The organism is Lyngbya sp. CCAP 1446/10 (genome assembly GCF_026130175.1).
Taxonomy (GTDB): Bacteria; Cyanobacteriota; Cyanobacteriia; order Cyanobacteriales; family Microcoleaceae; genus Microcoleus.
Genome location: NZ_JAIGNI010000015.1, coordinates 75,013 through 93,986 on the forward strand (window position 1 = coordinate 75,013; position 18,974 = coordinate 93,986).

Annotated in this window: 11 protein-coding genes; 4 read left to right on the forward strand and 7 right to left on the reverse strand. The window is 45.5% G+C overall.

Going from position 1 to position 18,974, the window contains the following annotated elements; all coding sequences use genetic code 11:
- Positions 1 to 29: 29 nt before the first annotated feature.
- From K4039_RS09365 to K4039_RS09375, 3 genes are all read left to right on the forward strand, one after another.
- Positions 30 to 3,239 carry a PAS domain-containing protein gene (locus K4039_RS09365; protein ID WP_265234891.1) on the forward strand — a complete coding sequence of 1,070 codons (3,210 nt, stop codon included), beginning with the start codon at positions 30 to 32 and terminating at the stop codon, positions 3,237 to 3,239.
- A gap of 223 nt (positions 3,240 to 3,462) precedes the next feature.
- On the forward strand, positions 3,463 to 5,577 hold the full coding sequence (locus tag K4039_RS09370) for a TIGR00300 family protein (RefSeq protein WP_265234892.1): 2,115 nt from the start codon (positions 3,463 to 3,465) through the stop codon (positions 5,575 to 5,577).
- A 138-nt stretch (positions 5,578 to 5,715) separates the two neighbouring features.
- Positions 5,716 to 6,231: a DUF29 family protein gene (locus K4039_RS09375; RefSeq protein ID WP_265234893.1), complete on the forward strand. Its 516-nt coding sequence runs from the start codon at positions 5,716 to 5,718 to the stop codon at positions 6,229 to 6,231.
- Between the two features lie 674 nt (positions 6,232 to 6,905).
- Here the strand turns inward: K4039_RS09375 and K4039_RS09380 are convergent.
- The 7 genes from K4039_RS09380 to K4039_RS09410 all read right to left on the reverse strand — a co-directional run bounded on the left by K4039_RS09380 (position 6,906) and on the right by K4039_RS09410 (position 17,898).
- Positions 6,906 to 7,883, reverse strand: coding sequence for a BsuBI/PstI family type II restriction endonuclease (locus tag K4039_RS09380; RefSeq protein WP_265234894.1), 978 nt, complete (start codon positions 7,881 to 7,883; stop codon positions 6,906 to 6,908).
- Between the two features lie 19 nt (positions 7,884 to 7,902).
- Positions 7,903 to 9,432 carry an Eco57I restriction-modification methylase domain-containing protein gene (locus K4039_RS09385; protein WP_265234895.1) on the reverse strand — a complete coding sequence of 510 codons (1,530 nt, stop codon included), beginning with the start codon at positions 9,430 to 9,432 and terminating at the stop codon, positions 7,903 to 7,905.
- A 310-nt stretch (positions 9,433 to 9,742) separates the two neighbouring features.
- Positions 9,743 to 10,888: a citrate synthase gene (locus tag K4039_RS09390; protein ID WP_265234896.1), complete on the reverse strand. Its 1,146-nt coding sequence runs from the start codon at positions 10,886 to 10,888 to the stop codon at positions 9,743 to 9,745.
- A 248-nt stretch (positions 10,889 to 11,136) separates the two neighbouring features.
- Entirely contained in the window at positions 11,137 to 11,631 is a 495-nt protein-coding gene (gene sixA, locus K4039_RS09395; protein WP_265234901.1) for a phosphohistidine phosphatase SixA, read from the reverse strand.
- 88 nt (positions 11,632 to 11,719) lie between these two features.
- Complete coding sequence (locus K4039_RS09400) at positions 11,720 to 15,331, reverse strand: diguanylate cyclase domain-containing protein (RefSeq protein ID WP_265234897.1); 3,612 nt, start codon at positions 15,329 to 15,331, stop codon at positions 11,720 to 11,722.
- A 550-nt stretch (positions 15,332 to 15,881) separates the two neighbouring features.
- The gene (locus tag K4039_RS09405; RefSeq protein ID WP_265234898.1) at positions 15,882 to 17,159 is read right to left on the reverse strand and encodes a bifunctional oligoribonuclease/PAP phosphatase NrnA; all 1,278 of its coding nucleotides are present in this window, start codon (positions 17,157 to 17,159) and stop codon (positions 15,882 to 15,884) included.
- A 241-nt stretch (positions 17,160 to 17,400) separates the two neighbouring features.
- On the reverse strand, positions 17,401 to 17,898 hold the full coding sequence (locus K4039_RS09410) for an HNH endonuclease (protein ID WP_265234899.1): 498 nt from the start codon (positions 17,896 to 17,898) through the stop codon (positions 17,401 to 17,403).
- 343 nt (positions 17,899 to 18,241) lie between these two features.
- On the opposite strand from K4039_RS09410, the gene K4039_RS09415 reads away from it, so the two are divergent.
- A complete protein-coding gene (locus K4039_RS09415) occupies positions 18,242 to 18,706 on the forward strand; it encodes a COP23 domain-containing protein (protein WP_265234900.1) in 465 nt (154 codons plus the stop codon).
- Positions 18,707 to 18,974 lie beyond the last annotated feature (268 nt).

The following is an 18,974-nucleotide window of genomic DNA, read 5'->3' on the forward strand; positions in this document are numbered from 1 at the left end:
TAAATAAAAATAGTGATAGGGGAGTTATTATGAATCAATATGATCAAGAATCCGCTGAAACAAAAACACTCGCATCTCAAAAAGATGTATTAACACAAAACATTTTAATCGTTGATGATCACCCAGAAAGCTTGCGCCTTTTATCCCAGGTTTTGTCTAAGCGGGGATATAAAGTGCGGCCGACACGGGATGGCAAATTGGCTCTTAACTTTGCTCAATCGACTCCACCGGATTTGATTTTGCTGGACATCATGATGCCCGGTATGAATGGCTATCAAGTCTGCGAACAGCTAAAAGCTTCTCCCAAAACCAAAGATATTCCTGTAATTTTTCTCAGCTCTTTAAATGAAGTATTTGATAAAGTCAAAGCTTTTTCGCTGGGGGCGGTAGACTACATTAGTAAACCGTTTCAAACAGAAGAAGTGGTGAGCCGCATCGAAAATCAACTGCTGCTCAGTCGTCTTTCTAAGCAAATTGTAGCACAAAATGCGCGGCTGCAAGCAGAAATAGAAGAACGCAAGCGGGTCGAAGCAGAACTGCGAGAAAGTCAGCACTGGCTGTCGGCAGTAATTAAAATGAATCCTAATGTTTTGTACATTTACGATGTGATGGAACAGCGGATTTTATATATCAATCGCGAACTGTATAGGGATCTTGGCTATTCCCTGGCAGAAATACAGCAAATGGGAGCAGCATTTCTGCCTAACTTAATCCACCCTGATGATTTGCCAGCTTTCTCAGAACACATGAGCCGGATTGAGACAGCACAAGACGGTGAAAGCTTTGAGATTGAGTACCGAATTCAGCACCAAAACGGTGAATATCGCTGGTTTTTTAGCATGGATACCGTGTTTACCAGAACAGCAGAGGGTAAACCTTGGAAAATTCTGGGAAGTGCTACTGAAATTAGCGATCGCAAACAAGCAGAACTCGAACTGAAAACGGCTTTAGCTGCTTTGGAACGGCAAATTAAGCAAAGATTTCTGCTAGAAACAATTACTCTGGAAATTCGTTACAGCTTAAAGCAGGATCGAGTGTTTCAAACAGCAGCAGCCCAAATATGTCGAGTTTTTAATGCCGATACTTGCTTGATTCACACCTACACAGAAGATCCAAGTCCCCGCCTTCCTTGTGTGGCTTACTACACAAGAATTGAATCAAAATCGCTTTCAAATTTAGAAATTCCCATCGAGGGCAACCCTCACGTTCAGTTTGTATTGTCCCAAGATAAAGTTGTAGTTTGTAATGATATTTATGTGGAACCGCTGCTAGAAAATGTCATAGGTTTGTGCGAGGAAATAGGTTTGAAGTCGATGATAGCAGTGCGGACTTCTTACCAGGGAAAAGCTAACGGAATGATGTGCTTGCACCAGTACGCTCACCGCCAATGGACGCAAGATGAGATCGGATTATTGAAAACTGTGGCGGCACAAATGGGAATTGCGATCGCCCAAGCCAATCTTCTCGAACAAGATAAACAGCAGCGACTGAAACTGCAACAGAGCGAAGCTACTCTAGCAGCAGCCCAGAAAATTGCCCATATCGGTAGTTGGGAATTTGATGTCGTCACAAATAAAATTACTTGGTCAGCAGAAGTATTCCGCATTTTTGGTCTTGACTCAACCGCACCTGAACCGACATACTTGCAACTTTTGGAGATGTATCATCCCGACGACAGAGAGGTTTTTGAGCAAACTATCAACCTCGCTATTTCAGAAGGAACTCCCTACAAAATTGAATTGCGAATTTTGCATTCTAGCGGTCATATCCGATATGTGGAGATCAGGGGAGAAACTGTTTCTAACGAAACCCCAGAAGTAATCCAACTGTTGGGAACAGTCATGGATATTACTGAACGGAAACAAGCCGAAGCTGCTTTGCAAATTAGCGAAGAGCGTTTTTATCTAGCATTTGAAGGCTGTGCTATGGGATTGTGGGATTGGAATGTGAGGACGGGAGAAGTATATTTTAGTTCGCGGTGGAAGACGATGCTGGGATATGAAGTAGAGGAGGTTGAAAATAATTTTGCATCCTGGGAGCAACTGGTACATCCAGAGGATTTGTCACAGGCTCAAGCAGCGATACAAGCTCACTTTCAATGGGAAAGTTCGATGTACGAAGTGGAATTTCGGATGCTGACAAAATCCGGCGAGTGGAAGTGGATTTTAGCTCAAGCTAAAGTGATGGAACGCGATGATTCGGGAAATCTTTTGCGGATGACGGGCACGAACACTGATATTAGCGATCGCAAACAAGCAGAAGCAGCTTTGCAATTTAGCGAACAGCGAGAACGAGAAAAAGCCGAACAGTTAGAACAAACTTTGGCATCATTAAAAAAAGCTCAAGCCCAGCTCATTCAATCCGAAAAAATGTCAAGTATCGGGCAAATGGTAGCGGGAGTTGCCCACGAAATTAATAACCCGATTAGCTTCATCTACGGTAATATTATTCCAGCCGCACAGTACGCTGGCGATTTGGTAAAATTGATTCAGCTTTACCAACAACATTATCCCGAACCATTTCCAGAAATTGCCAAAGAATTGACAGAAGTCGAAGTAGATTTTATCGCTGAGGATTTCCCAAAAATTATGGCTTCAATGCAAGAAGGTGCTAACCGAATTAAGCAGATTGTGCAGTCTTTGCGAAACTTTTCGAGACTCGATGAAACAGAGTGTAAAGTAATCGACATTCATGAAGGGATAGAGAGCACTTTGGTGATTTTGCAGCACCGATTGCAGTCACAGCCAAAACGTCGGGAAATTCAAGTTATTAAAAATTATGGCGAGCTGCCAAAAGTCGAGTGTTATCCGGCTCAATTAAACCAGGTATTTATGAATTTGCTGGTGAATGCGATCGACGCTGTGGAAGAGTCATTAGTCATCACTCATTCGTCATTAGCAAACAATATTTCAACAGTTACAAATGATGCTGGAAAAATGTTTGAGAAAAATCCTCAGATTCACATTAGCACTGAAATAAATAGGGACAATCAAGTTGTTGTGCGGATTGCTGACAATGGGCCCGGTATCCTTCCCGAAGTTCAGTCAAGGATGTTTGACCCGTTTTTTACTACAAAGCCGATCGGCAGTGGCACTGGTTTGGGGTTGTCGATTAGTTACCAAATTGTTAAAGACACCCACGGCGGTAAGTTGCGGTGTAATTCAGAGGTTGGGCGGGGAACAGAATTTGCGATCGAACTGCCGATTTCGCAAAAAGTGAAAAGTAAAACCTTTTATTAAGGTTAATTGACGGCAAATAATATCAAACCCTGACATTTGATCCGATATTTCATTGGAACCATCTGTGGTCTAGTTTAATCTTATCTTAATCGTGATAGAATTAAAAGCTACTTTTTTCGCTGCTAGACGTTTCACTCTTTCTCTGGGGAGTGAATTTGACAGTTGATTTCATACATATTATCTCAACTCGCGTCTGTAGCATCTACTACATTTTAACTGACTTATGACTGACTCAATACGCTTCCTGATGTGCGCTCCCGACCACTACGATGTCGATTATGTAATTAACCCTTGGATGGAGGGAAACGTCCACAAATCATCGCGCGAGCGAGCCGTCGAACAGTGGGATAAACTCTACCACGTCCTGAAAGACAACGCCATTGTAGATCTCGTGCCGCCCGAAAAAGGCTGGCCGGATATGGTTTTCACCGCCAACGCAGGCTTGCTTTTAGGCAATACTTTCGTCCTCAGTCGTTTCTATCACAAAGAACGCCAAGGCGAAGAACCCTATTTCAAAGCATGGTTTGAAAGCAAAGGTTTCACCGTGCACGAACTCCCGAAGGACTTGCCGTTTGAGGGCGCAGGTGATGCTTTGCTCGATCGCGAAGGACGCTGGCTGTGGGCTGGATACGGCTTCCGTTCCGAACTAGACTCGCACCCATTACTAGCAAACTGGCTGAACATAGAAGTGCTGTCGCTGCGTTTAGTTGACGAACGTTTCTATCACTTAGACACCTGTTTTTGTCCGCTCACAGGTGGCTATTTGCTCTACTATCCAGCAGCATTTGACTCCTACTCGAACCGCTTAATTGAAATGCGAGTTGCGCCGGAAAAACGCATCGCCATTGAAGAAGCAGATGCCGCGAACTTTGCTTGCAATGCTGTCAATATTGACAAAGTTGTGGTAATGAACAAGGTCAGCGAAGGCTTGAAAACGCGCATCACTGAAGCGGGTTTCAAAGTCATTGAAACGCCGATGAGCGAATTTTTGAAAGCCGGCGGTGCTTGTAAGTGTTTGACGCTGCGGGTGAATGAACCGGTGCAAGAAGATCGATCGGCAAACGTGATGGTAGAAAGCCGCACAATCCGCATGGCAGGCCACTTGCTAGATGCGGGTTTAATCAGTCGCGCTTTAGACTTAATTATCGAAAACGGCGGCAGTTTCCAAGTGCTGAATTTCAATTTAGGAGAGCAGCGCCAAAGCACATCATCTGCGGATGTTAAAGTTTCGGCACCTTCCCACGATGTGATGGAAGAAATCATGGGACTGCTGATTGATTTGGGTGCAGTTCCACCACCGGAAGATATTTGCGACGCTATTTTAGAAGATGTTGTGCAGGATGGAGTCGGCCCGGATGACTTTTATGTTAGTACAATTTATCCCACGGAAGTGCGGGTAAACGGTCAGTGGGTGAGAGCGCGAAATCAGCGGATGGACGGTGCAGTTGCGATTACTGAAACCGCAGAAGGCCCGGTGGCTACGTGCAAATTATTGCGCGATTTGAAAATAGGTGAAAAAGTCGTTGTGGATGTTGTCGGCATCCGCACTATCCGCAAAACAGAATCGCGGGAACAGCGTAATTCTCAAGAGTTTAGCTTTATGTCGGGTAGCGTTTCTAGTGAGCGCCGCGTAGAGTTGGTAGTGGAACAAGTAGCGTGGGAATTGCGCCAAATTCGCGATCGGGGTGGCAAAGTTGTAGTTACGGCGGGGCCTGTTGTGATCCACACCGGCGGCGGCGAACATTTGGCGCATTTGATTCGCGAAGGTTATGTGCAAGCATTGTTGGGTGGAAATGCGATCGCGGTTCACGACATGGAACAAGCGAGCATGGGAACCTCTTTGGGAGTTGACATGAAACGCGGCGTTGCTGTGCGCGGAGGACACCGCCACCACTTGAAAATGATTAACACCACGCGGCGTTATGGAAGTATTGCTAAAGTCGTTGAAGCAGGCGTAATTACCAGCGGTGTGATGTACGAATGTGTGAAGCACAATATACCGTTTTCGCTGGCTGGTTCGATCCGCGATGATGGGCCACTTCCTGACACGCAAATGGATATGGTGAAGGCTCAAGAAGAGTATACTGAGCTGTTACGGGGCGCGGATATGGTGTTAATGCTGTCGTCTATGCTGCACTCGATCGGTGTGGGAAATATGACACCGGCGGGTGTGAAGATGGTCTGTGTGGACATTAATCCGGCTGTGGTGACTAAATTGAGCGATCGGGGGTCGATCGAATCTACGGGAGTTGTCACCGATGTGGGATTGTTCCTGAGTTTGTTGGTGAATCAATTGGATAAGTTGACTAGCCGCCATCATGTAACTCAATCTGTGTAACTGAATCCATTTAGACTCGGCGGTTGAAACCGCGTCTACACAAACAATGTCCGCCTCCGCGGACTCAAGATAAGAGCGCGTAAGGTGCGCCTCGCCGTGCACCTTACAAAATTCCTAGAAATGTTGAGAGGAAAATCAATGGTACAGGAATTAATAGACCTGAGAAATTGTATTTTAGAGGGCAGAAATGAAGATGCTCTCTTCATTGTCGATGAATTAGAGGGCATGAGCAAACAGGCAACTCTGCGGAATATCGGGTCTTTTTTACTAATTCTGTTAATCCACCTCATTAAAAACCAAGTAGAACAGCGTTTAACAAACTCTTGGGCTGCTTCTATTGCTAATTCTGTTCGAGGTATTAAAAAGCTAAATCTCAAAGATAATAAAACATCTTACTATATCAATGCCGATGAGTGGGAGCTTTTCATAGAGGATGAGCTAGAAGCCGCAATTCGTGAGGCTAGCAGGGAAGTGTTGGAAGGAAGGTTAAGCCGCGCTCAACTTGCTAAGAGAGTGGACAGAGAGCAAATGGTTGCGATCGCAAATCAGCTACTGTCCCTGACATACACTTATGCTAGAGGAGAATTCGAGGATGCGATCGATGAATATTTGTCGCAGTTGCCTGGGGGTGAAGATTGGAACGTAGACAGTTAAAAAACATTACTAGAGGGCCAGTAATGTCGCGCGTAGGGTTCGCTGCGGCGCACCTTACGAAATTCCTAGAAATATTGAGGTCAAGAGCAATGATACAGGAATTAATAGACCTGAGAAATTGTATTTTAGAGGGCAGAAATAAAGATGCTCTCTTCATTATCGATGAATTAGATAAGAACTAATGGCTGGCCCTAAACCACCGATTGTGTATGGTATCCAAGATAGAGGTTCACCATACCAAAGCGTATTAAAATATCTATTCCAGATGATAATAATTGACCAACAAAACCATGTTATGGAAAATGTGTAAAGCAGAAAAAACCCGATTGGTAGTAGCGATCGCTTTTCTAGTTTCATATTTCCTCTAAATTAGTATATTATCGCAAATTTTCACTCAAAGTTTATGCGCTCGCCACAACAATCATCTTCTCAAGTTTGCTAAAGGCGATCGCTATCTCACCCAACAACAAATATTCTCAAATGCTTTGATGTGTTTTGGAGTGCGATCGGCAATTATCTCTCGAAACCTAGCAACTAAATTAACTATTTTTGCTTGCCTAATCTCGAATAGAAATAAATAATCTCAACGATGCGATCTCCAACGGTCTAACGGCTTACGCTTCAACGAACGGCAATGATATAGCGTGTGTCACCTTTTTGCGTGCAAGCGCTTGTTAGATACTTTTACCATGAGGACCGAGGAAACGCTCACCATTAAAATGAACTAGATGATCAGGGTTATCTGCAATCCACACTTCAGTTTCCCATGCAATATCAGCCGCATTCTTGCGAAATTCAGCACGGTCTGGAAACGCTGTCACGTAAACAAGACCTACCTTACAATCTTTGAAGGTTTCCTCAAGTTCAATCCAACGCTTTGGGGATATAGGACCATGACTGGTAACTGCTTCAATCAAAAATAGCCATTCCCGATCTTCGTCATACACTACAATATCTGGCAATTTGTCATGTGACATTGGGGTTACACCTAGAGATTCCAGATATTCGGCTTCTCGGAACATCAGCTTTCCGCCTTCTTTTCGACTGCTGGCGGTGTCACCAATGTATAACAATCGACCGCCAGAACCGATGAAGCGCGAACAGAATTCGTGAACAATGTCAGCGTGAAGCTGATTATGCTTACCAGGTGACAACGTGATAGTTTCGCCATTTGGTAAGCTAATTGGAATTTTGTGCATATCAAGAGCGCGTTCATATTGTGCCTTCAATTCGGGCACCGCGTCTTTGTAATCTTGAACTTTTCCCAACCAGCCGCCGTTCGGGTATTCCGCCAGAATTTCCAATATTGACCGATTCAATGAATAGTTATTGTCTTTGCTATTGGTTGCTCGTGTAGGGTCGTCTCGGTTTCGATCAACAATACGGGCTTGCTCGAATTGATGAAGTGTTTGCCGTCTAATAGTTTCGCGACTGTTCGGCTTATAGTCCTTTCCATATTCATTACGGATGAATTCCATGATGGTCACGGTTGGCAAAAGCTTTGCTGTTGATGAACTCCAGTTATCTGAAGGTTTTATGTTAGCTAACGCCAAAAAGACCCATGCTGATCGATCATTACACTGTGCTTTTGGCAGCCCCAAGGCGGTCAATAATGCTTTCGCTTCATTAAGTTTTTCTTGTTGTTGTACCATAAATCGCAATTTCTACCCCTTATATTAAATCCACTACACCAAGAACTGGGTTCACGATTAAATCAATTTTAGCCGTTTCAAAAAGCATCAGCTTTTGTGCTTGCTCACCAATTTCTTTCACTTGGTCACGGGATGGAAATTTCATCACCCTAATTTCAGTAGCATTAACTTGAGTATTTCCCGAAATACACCTAAAATACTTGTCCATGAATGATGAATTAAGAACAGCCGCAAGACCATAGGCTTCAATAGTAGATAATTCACCACCTAATACACCGATATAATTTGTCTTGTTGCCAAAACCAATCCATTCGCAATAGTGCATCTTGGCAAGGTGAACACTAGCGACCAATCGCTTTTTTTCGTCTTTGGATGAAAAACGCTTTAGCAACACATAAGTACCATTTTTAATCATATGTTTGTCATGGTCTTCATTAAGGCTGAAGGATACGTCTTTCCTATGGTTACCCGTCCAAGTTGCAGTTAATGGTGTCACATTGTGTGGACGGTATAGCGGAACTGTATTTTTTGTCCTAGTTTCTTTGGTGATATATTGACGGGTGCGATGTTCGACCACACGACCAGTCGAAATAAAATATCCTGCATCTTCAAAAGTAGTTTTGAAAGTTTCAGCTTTCTGCAAAATGACAGCAGCACAAGCCGATTCAGGAATTCTAATTAATCGTTGATTGTTTGAAGAATCGACGATTAAATGAACTGGATATTGTTTTTCATCAGCATGGTTGATGCTGATATCACAGTCACTCGACCTAACTGTTATAGTGTTTGTATTACTACCTTTAACGAGGTAACAAATAATATTTTCTTGAAGCACCGATGAGTCATCATTATTAAACACCTTGTCTCGGTGTTTGAAAATATGAATCAAGCTTAGTGCTGATTCAGTCAGTAAGTATTCACGGAAACCTTTGAAATATAGTCCATTTGTGAAGCTGCGAGGTGTTATTGTGACCATTTGCCCACCAGCCTTCATGGAAGCCATTACAACTGCCATGAATGAAGCATATATATTTGGATCGCCGTGATACAAATCGGCTACCGCTTTAGCATAAGGTGAATCTTTCGCACTGTATTTAAAGTATGGCGGGTTGATTACTGATATATCAAATGGCTGAATATTTTCTTTCTTATCTGGTCTAGCAAGTACAAAGTCTTCACAACAAATTTCATAAGTGAAGGTTCCTAGCTGTTTACAAAACTTGTTCTGAACAATCTTCAGTGTTTGTTCAAGGCTAACAACGGCTTCACAGTCAAGTTCATATAGTACAGCATGAACAGTCCTACAACCCATACCTAAGCAATGCAAAGCAGTAGAGGCAGTTAATATACCAGTTCCTGCGCCAGCGTCCAGAATGCGAACAGTATTACTTTTGGGTTTGACGACCAGAGATGCCATGTAATCTGACACAACCGACCCGGTGAAGAACTGCCCTAAAGTCTTCCTGCTTTCTAATGACTTAGATCTGAGAAACGCACTTTGAAGGCTAATAATATCGTTTTTGGGTTCAATAAATGATTGCCGATTCAACGATTTTTACCCTTGCCCGTCTTATAAACTATAAACATTATCTCTCATTTGACTCAATTTAGGATGCACTATATTTTGTGTAGCTAACGGCTAAGTTGAGCGGCAGTAAAGTACATTTGCTCAACTAAAATATCATATTTGTCCGATCCAATGATCTATTATACTACGATCGCTTCTCAATTCTTAATTTTGGCGATCGCCCCAAAAATTGATCTTCTCAAAGTTAAGCCCTTGGGTGTGTCGCCATCGACAATCCTTCATCAACAGCGACAATCTCATGGCGACGCACCCTACGGCTACAGCTTTGAGGTTAAGATTGGGGCCTGTCCTCGATCGCAATATAAGGCTCACCGTGAGTACCCGTATAGATTTGAGTCGGGCGGTAAATGCGGTTTGTCTCTAGCTGTTCCTTCCAGTGAGCTAGCCAACCGGCAACCCGGGCGATCGCAAAAACCGGCGTAAACAAATCGATCGGAATTCCCATTTTCCGGTAAACCAGACCCGAATAGAAATCTACATTAGCATAAATTCCTTTCTGCCCCAATTTCTCCTCAACCACTTCTTCCAACTTGACAGCAATGTCGTAATAATCGTCGTGTCCGAAGTTTTCAAACAACTGTTCTGCTAACCCTTGAAGAATAGTTGCTCTCGGATCTTTCACCTTATAAACTCGGTGTCCGAATCCCATGATTTTGTCCTTATTTGCAACGCACTTCTCCACAAAAGGCCGCACGTTTTCTACCGAACCAATTTGCTCCAACATCTCAATCACTTCTTCATTCGCTCCCCCGTGCAGAGGCCCCGCCAAAGTGCCAACTGCTGAAGCAATCACCCCGTAAGGATCTGTCAGAGTCGAAGCTGTTACCATTGCCGAAAATGTAGAAGCATTGATTGTATGTTCGGCGTGCAGAGTCAGACAAACGTCAAAAATGTTAGCTAACAGCGGATCTGGTTCTCGCTCGTTTAGCATATAAAGAAAGTTAGCCGAGTAGTTCAAATCATCCCTCGGCCGCACCGGATCATTTCCCCGCCGCATTTGCTGGAACGCCGCCACCATTGTCGGAATTTTGGCTAGCAGCCGCACTACAGCTTCTCGAATGTATGCTGGGTTGGCCAAAGCTCGGCGCGAGTAGAATAAGCCCAAGGCCGCTGCTGAAGCTTGCAGCGCGTCCATTGGATGTCCTCTTTCGGGAAAGCATTTCATCATATCCCGGATGCGATATTTGATCCGGCGGTGATAGCGAATTTCATGCTCGAAAGCTTCTAGTTCTTCCTTTGTCGGAAGTACGCCCCAGATTAATAAATACGAAGTTTCCACAAAGGAACTTTTGAGAGCTAGTTCCTCAATGCTAATCCCGCGATATTCTAGCACCCCTTTTTGTCCATCTACATAACTAATACTGGACAAGGTGGCGGGAACACCTTCTAAACCTGGTTTGAATTCGCCGACGACCATTGCGATACCGTATTGTGTGATTGAATCTAATCAAATTACATTACCAGAAAGCAAGATAGTGTCACCGTCTTGACAAATAATCATTTACTCGCGACTCAGGCGCAAGGATGCTCAGAAACGAGATTTTTCCACAGAGTTTGCGATCGCACCGTTAGATATTTTAGTTCCTCACACCCTGTTGCGGAGTCGGAGAATGCCGGTCAAACAGGGCTGGCGCGCCCTGTGATTATCGCGCCGATTCGCTGTTTCTAACAAAGCAAAAACTTAGGCCCTGTGAGCCAGAACATTTGGCTGCGGCCGACTGGGGAGCCTGTTTCGGGGAGGATTAAGCCGATGATACCTGCTTTTTTGAGGATCAGCGTATCGTGCGATCGCCCCCAAAGCAAAGTTTCTGCCCAATTGCCCAAATCTGGTTGGTGGCCCACCAAGACTAAGCTGCGGTTGCCTGTTTCCTGCCACTGCTTGTACCACCTCAGCCAGTCCCCGATGTCTCCTGAAGGTGCGAGGGCGGCGGATTCTTCTATTTTGGAACTTAGACCGACTGAAAGCAGGATTTGCGCGGTTTGCGAGGCGCGCAGTAGGGGACTAGAGAGCATCAGATCGAACTGAATTTCGAGCTCGTACAGCCGCTGGGCGATTTTTCGGGTTTTACGATCGCCCTCTTTAGTCAGCGGGCGTTCTGAGTCTGTTTCGTATTCTTCTGGTTCGGCTGCGATACCGTGACGGATCAAATATAAATGCACTCTCGCTGTCCTTTTGATAGCTTTGCGATGGCTACGCCCCGGCTTACGCACGCGATGGGTGAAGTTTAGCGCGATCGACATCTTTTGCCTATTCTACAACTGGATTGACATCTAGCACTGTCATCTGGTACGCGCCATAGGCGTAGCGATCGCGCCCTTGTCGTTTCGCATCATACAATGCTCGATCGGCTGCGGCGATCAATTCATCCGGGGATTTGCCACAGCAGGGAACCATGCTAGCAATTCCCATACTCACAGTCAGGATCGCACTCACATCAGATTGCTCGTGAGGGATGGCCAAATCTCCGATGGCATCTCGGATCGACTCAGCAACTGCGATCGCCCCAGCAGCATCCGTATTTGGCAGAATAGCAGCAAATTCTTCGCCCCCATAGCGCACAAACAAATCCGTCGAACGTCTAACCGCAGCCGCCGCAGCTTTCGCCACTTCCACCAAACAAATATCCCCAGCTTGATGTCCGTAGCGATCGTTATATCGCTTAAAATAATCCACATCCAACATAATCAATGAAAGCTGTTGTTTGCCCTGCATCAGTCGGTGCCATTCCGACTGCAATCGCTGATCAAAACAGCGGCGGTTTGCTACTTGGGTTAACCCATCTGTCATAGCCATTAATCTTTCTTGTTCCGCCCGGTTTTTCAGAATCTCCTCGGCCTCCTGGCGTTCTGTAATATCAGCGAAAGTGGTCACTACTCCATAGGGTTGAGATTGATTGAGATGGAACAGTGGTTGAGAATTAATCGAAATCCAAGTCAGGGTTTGATCCGATTTGTGAATGCCCATCACCACATTCGATCGCGCTTCTCCCGTGCGTAGGGTGATTATTGCCGGATGCTGTTCCCGCGGAAACGGTTCGCCATCCTCGCCAATGGTGCGCCAGTCTAAATCTATGGATGTACGCCCCATCATTTGGTCTGGTGTCAGCCCGAGAATCCTTTCAGCACTAGCATTACAGGTAGTAATTTGTCCGTTTGCTAGCTGAAGTACGACACCTTCGGTCATTGTAGTAATCACAGAACAATACCGTTCATCGCTTTCCTGCAATTGACTCAGGAGACTGTTTTTAGCCTCAAACTCCGAAGCCAGATGCAGGCTCCCGGCCATAAACCCCGCCATTAGTTGTAAAGTTTGGATATCTGACTCTGTAAAGGCAAAGGGTGTAGCTGAAACGACTTTTAAGACGCCAACCCGATCGTCCTGATAGAACAAGGGAACAACCACCAGTGACCGGAGACCAATGCGCTGACAGGCCGCCAGATCCACCCGTGCATCGGTTTCTGAATCCTCGCAAATCATGATTTGGCCGGTCGCAATACATTTTCCCGATAAACTTGTCCCTACTTTGATCCGTAATCCAAGATAGGCGGTGGCGATACCGCTGGCTGCCCGATACACCATTTCATCCCCTTCCAGCATTGCAATCACGGCCCCATCGGCACCGATCAATTTTTGAGTTCGATCGGTAATCACCGCCATCACGGCATCCAGGTTAGGATTACGAAGGGCGATTTCCTGTTGGGTGGCAATCACTATACCCAGACGCTCGAACTCTTTTTTTAATGCTGCTTCTGCTTGTTTGCGAGCGGTGATATCCTTCATAAAACAGTGATGCCCGATCGATCGCTCCTGCGAGTCGTAGGCCGCCAACATCACCACCTGCTTGTAAAAAATCGAACCATCTTTCCTGATACCACGGGCCTCAACCTCCACTCGGCCGCAGGCTAGCATTTTTTGATAAGCGACCATCATCGTGTCGCAGTCTTCGGGATGAACTGTTTTCTGCCAATTCATACCAACCATTTCTTCAGGCTGATAACCTGCTATATTCGCATAGGCTTGATTAACGGTGATATACCGTCCGAAAATATCCAGCCGCGAGATGCCCTCCACCGCATTAGCAAGAGCTCTACTCATTTCTTTGAGTTCTGTTTCTGCCTGGACAATATCCGTAATGTCTTGGGATGTGCCAAACAACCGAATGACTTGTCCCTCTGCATTGAGTTCGGCCTGTCCCCTGGCTTCGATATAGCGGAGCGAAGCATTGACGCCCAAGACTCTGAGCCGCAATCGATAGGGTTCTCCGTGACTGAGGGATCGTAGAACTACCTGGTGTAGCTGTTCGGCACTTTCGGGATGGTAAAGCCGCATATTTTCTTCATAGGTAGGTTCGCCCAGGGCCCTGTTGCGTCCCACAATCTCGAATAGTTGGGCAGACCAGGTAATTTTATCTGTAATTACGTCCCATTCCCAGTTACCGATGTGGGCAACCCGCTGGGCTTCTGACAACCGGGTTTCACTCTGTTGCAGGGCTGTTTCCGTCTGCTTGCGGTCGGTAATGTCCTTTTCGTTCACGAGCAACATCGGGTTGCCTGTTACCGGGTCGTTGGTACATCGCACGTCCATCTCGTGCCACCGAATTCCCGCCAGAGTAATGACTTGAGTCTCAGCAGTAAAGACCTTACCGGACTTGAGAATTGCCATTGCTCGCTCTCCTACCCGATCGTCCACAAAGCGGCTCACAAAAGCATTGTCTGTCTTTCCATAACAGCGCAAGGCCGCCGGGTTTTGCAGCAGCAGCAAGCCTTCTAGGCTGTACAGCGCAACCATCAGCGTGGTGTGGCGGAGTGCTTCGATCGATCGCAGGGTTTCCGGCTCAATGCGATCGACGGTTTCGATCGTACCCTCCACCAGCATTGCCAAACGCCCGCCGTCAATTCTAATGCCAGAGCACCGACAGCCGACAAAAACAGGCTCACCGGCCGGGTAAAACGTCCACCGCTCGGACAAGGTTTTGCCTTGCTCAAACTGTTGCAGATAGCTCTGCAAGCGAATCCGAGTAGACTCCGACACATCGCTAAAGTTGCGGCTCGTGAGTTCTTGCGGCGTCGCAGCATTCCACAAATACAAGGATGCTTGGTTTGCCCACCGCATTTGCCAATGCTCAATATCAAATATCCAGAGCGGGTATTGCAACAAATCAAAGGCGTTGATGTTGACAATATCGCTGATCAGGGAACAGGCACTGTCTGGTTCCAGGCTATTTTGATGGTAGACTTTTTCTATATTGGTGGCAGTTTGATCCGGTGCTGTTTCGAGTTGTGGCGGTTGATTTGGTGGCAGCACCGGGTGGTGAGATTCCAGTTGCCGTATCCTCAAGCTGATCTGCACTGCAACGTGTTGCAGGATCTGAATGTCGAGAGGTTCCCACTGACGCGGACTTCGGCATTGATGAGCAATCAACAGTCCCCACAGCTTCGGAGATTGCTGCTGTTTGCCATCTAGCAAAATTGGTACAACTAAGTTAGCCTGCACTTGGAGGCGATCGAGCAATTCGACATGACAAGCTGGAATATGACCGCTGTTAATATCAGCAATGCTGCTGGTTTGTCCCTGGCTGTAACGCTTTACCCAGGTTGTTTCAAAGCAAGGGTCATAAATCAGTTGTCCCAGGATGGGCGGCCACTCGCCACCAACGGATTCAGCCAATACTACACTATCTCCATGCGGTAAGAAGCGATAAATAATTACGCGATCGGTTTGCAGCAACACCCTGGTTTCTGCTACCGCACATTGCAAAATGCTCTCCAGATCCCCGAACTCGTTGATTTGAATTGCAATTTCTGAAAGTTTTTCTAGAATTTTCTCTAACGACCAAGAGAAATCCTGTTTTGTAGACATCTCCGTGTTCCTTGTTCTGTGAAGCTATTTTATACTATTCTAGCCCGCGACAAATAAATATAATAATTTGTTTTAATTCGTAGCAACGTTTTTTTTGACTTTAACAATAAAACTAAAAAGTTGTTTTCTTGTTCAGGAACGCTCAAGCCAAAAAATCATCTTTATGTTATATTCCCAGGAATTTATGTGGTTTGGTCTCGGAAATAGCTAATTGTATATTTCAATACGGTTCATTTAAGACTGTCTTGGCGGTAAAACGATGTGAAAAACAGACACTGCGATTGCTTCACGAGTACCTTATATTCGGACAAAAAAACCTTAATTAAACCGTATTGTATTATATCCGGTCAATTACTGGTAACAAAAAAGGTTCGTAGTGAGGACTAAAGTCCTCATATAAGGACTAAAGTCATCACTACGAACCAAATAAGATTCTAAAGTTGAGATGTTTGCGAGACGAGTAAAAAATGCGATCGAACCTCACAGCGACAGATTGCTCGGCATTCCCAGGCTGTTGCTCAAATCAAGACTCTACCGACAAACTCCATAATTAATGATCGTAAATAGGATTATCTTTAGGACTAATTAAATTCAGCAACTTTTGCTTGATCTGAGCATCGAATACTTCCCATTTGTGCCTTGCATAGTCGCTGTTATCATTCCTGCCAGACAGAAATCCCACCGGAATCTCAAAACCTCCAGCTTGACTTCTGCCTCCACCAAAAAAGCGTCCTTGAGCATCTTGACCGAAGGCTTCTTTAATAAATTCGTCGGGGTCGAGAGTAAGTTTATTCGTTCGCAGCGAGCCAATTACTACTTCAAGTTCTTCGTCTTTGTCGTGTACAATGGCGTAGACAACTGCTGTGTGTACGTTCTCTTCTGTTACTAGAAAGTCCGCTGCTTGGGGAATGGAATCCCGATCGTCATAACGGAGGTAGCCGATGCCCGCGATCGAGAAATTGTTCTGGACGATGCGGTGTTTGAGCGCTCGCTCGATCGCATCCATCACCCATTTAGACCGAGAGGACTGTAACACCGCATTCAACAACTGTGAGTCATAAAATCGGCTCAAATAAGCCGCAGCTAAAAAATCCTCCTCCTGAGCTTGTCTGAGGGCGTTGGTATCCGATCGCAAACCGTGCATCAAAGCTGTAGCGCATTTGACGTGCTGGCTAATACCGCTGTCGAGAGTTAGCAGTCCAGCCTGCAAATACTCCGTAAAAATCGTGGCTGTAGCGCGGATTTGAGGGCGCAAATCCGTAAATTCTGCGTTTATTTCTCCCTGCAAATTGTGGTGGTCGATCACGGCGGCGATCGGAATTCCTGCCCCTAAAATAAACTCGGTTAAGTTACAAGTCGTGCCTTGGTTGTCGATAAAAACGCAGCCCTGATAAGCCGATAAATCCTTAGCTTTTGCCGTTTCCAGCGTCCAGCGCTGTAACGGTAAACCAGTTAATTTAACTAAGGCAATATTTTCTTGGTGGCTGAGGGCGCCGGCGTAGATCATCTCGCATTGGATATCGTACTTTTCGGCGATTAATTTGTAAGCCCAAGCGCTGGAAAGTGCGTCTGGGTCTGGAAAATCTTGCAATAATATTAACTGGCGATTGCCTCTGTGCCGATCGAACATTTGGCGCAATTGCTCGACTTTGCGATCGTGCAATTCCCCGCGCAGACTGTCGCGATTCTCTTCGGAAACAACTTCGGCTTTGCCGCGCCGTTTTCCAGGTACACTCACTGCGGGTACAACCTCGCTGCTGGAGTTAACCTCAGCTTCGAGATTATTGCCAGATATTTCATCAGAATTGGTAGGGGGGTGGTCTTTCATTGTTAGAAATTAGCAATTTAACTTTGTCTGGACTGGCGCGCCAAAAGCTCTTAAACCCGGTTTCTTTGTAGATGCCGCGTTGTCAAACCGAATATTTCTTAAGAGAAACCGGAGTTAAGAGCTTAAATTCTCTCTTAACTATTTAACTTTTTAACTCAAAACTATCGGGCGGACACACTGATGGCGCCACACAATTCAAAACTTCCGCAAAAAACCCCCGCGCTTGCTTGCGACAGGGGTTTCAAAGGCCGATTACATATTTTTGCCATTCTTGGTGCATACCACTCTTAACGTGTCTAGTCACTTCAAAATAAAGACCACTGTGAGGTTTCCTCGGCGGATAGCGCAGCACCATTCCCGCTTCTTTCGGGGTGCGACTGCCTTTATTGACATTGCAGCGCACGCACGCTGTAGCAAGGTTTTCCCAACTTTCACCTCCCCCGCGCGATCGAGGAATCACGTGATCCAGCGTCAAATCGTCCCCGCTATAGCCACAGTATTGACAAGAGTGCCCGTCCCGGTGCAAGATGTTCCGGCGAGTCAGCGGAATATCCTTATAGGGAACTCGGACGTAATGCCGCAGTCGAATCACAGTTGGTAGCGGGAAGTTTGGCGCAATAAATTTCCCGTTATGTTCTACCTGTTCTGCTTTTCCTTTCAGCAACAAAACTACCGCCCTTCGCCAATTGGTGATGTTGAGCGGTTCGTAGGAGGCATTCAGCACCAGAACATTGCCCATTGTTGATTATTAAAGAGAAGATTTTTAATGATGCTAACACAGGTTCCAATTTAGGGGGGCGGGCTCAGGAATGGCAAGGCGATCGCCAAAAACGGCTAAAAACCTTACCTTTACCCTATACCCTCGCGCCTGCGCCCTTTGTGGCTGCACGTATTTTTTGCCCCAGCGTTTGTCAGCGAGGGATTTTCCGTGAGTTTAGGCGAAGATAAGGTCAGTATGTGCGATGGCCAAACTTTACAGAATAAATTTTATTTTTTTCCCTAAATGCCTAATCTTCCCGGCAACCAGCAGCGTAACTTTTTAGAGTATTAGTAACCTTAAATTAAAAAACTTATCACTGCCCATGAAATTTCGGCTCTTAAAGTCAGCTTTTAGCGCGTCAATTATTGCCCTAGCAGCTCCGATTTTAGCAAACAGTCCCGCCTTTGCCCAAACAACGTCATTCTTCTGTGGCGCTGCTGGTGGTCGCCCGGCCACAATTGCCGTCCAACAAGGAAAAAATATTCCCGTTATTCTGTGGGTGGCTGACAACTATTTCAATGAATCAGGAGAAGACGCCATTACTCGGTGTACACGAGTCTCTGGAATTCTCAACAACTCGCAACCCCAAGGAAACTGGGATAATATTGTCACAGCAGGTGCATCTCCTAGCGGTCAAATAATTATTTGTGCAGCTAATCCTCAAGATGGTTCCTGTAGATTATTATATCAAGTACCCAAAGGGCAAAATCCCGAACAAGCCCGACAAGAACTTTTAAAAAGAGTTAAAAATCCTAATCTAAATACTTCGCCTGTCAAGGTAAATTGATAGTCATCAGTCATCAGTCATCAGTCATCAGTCATTAGTCATTAGTCATTAGTTAGATCATTTTCGCTGCATCGAAATAATCATTTTTCGATGACAGTTATTTTCTTCAGTAGGGTGCGCAATGCTAGCCCTGTCAAGGTTTTTGCTGAGCTTGCTTCAAAAGTCGAGCTGTAGATACATGACGATGCAGTGGGTCTACAATCAAGTCCGGTTTTTTCTTCTTAGGAGAACGAGGTTGTTTAAGCAAAGATTTCAAGTTAACTAGCTG